This is a genomic window from Arsenophonus endosymbiont of Apis mellifera (genome assembly GCF_903968575.1).
Lineage (GTDB): Bacteria > Pseudomonadota > Gammaproteobacteria > Enterobacterales > Enterobacteriaceae > Arsenophonus > Arsenophonus apicola.
This window is the reverse complement of record NZ_CAJCFU010000001.1, coordinates 1-363: the sequence shown is the minus strand read 5'-3', so window position 1 is coordinate 363 and position 363 is coordinate 1. Positions and strand designations below refer to the sequence as shown.

Genomic DNA, 363 nt, shown 5'->3' with positions numbered 1-363 from the left:
CGTGAAAATGCCGACAAAGTTATTGCTGAGATAGAAACTTTGTTATCTCAGACTACACAGGATAACCAGCTAATGCTAAATGGTGCGCTATCAAACTGGCATAAAGCGGAATTGACCCACTTCCTCCAACGCTGCTAATAGGATGCCCCTGTGACGGGGCTATTAGTTTTGCGCATGCTGCCGATTCCAGATTGAATCAACGGGCATTTCTACACGGATATCTAGCCATGTTGAAGGTGGAATATCAACTTGTTCACCGTCAGCGTAATAAACTGGTTTTTCGTTAATAATTTCTTTAACTCGCCAATTCTGAAAATCTTCTGGCAAATGACTGTGCTGACGGTGGAATGTTTGTATTTCAAT

The 363-nt window shown here is 42.1% G+C and carries 1 pseudogene; it reads right to left on the bottom strand.

What is annotated here, in order from left to right:
- Nucleotides 1-162: 162 nt before the first annotated feature.
- A pseudogene (locus H1X92_RS00005) lies at nt 163-363 on the bottom strand (hypothetical protein); the annotation flags it as partial.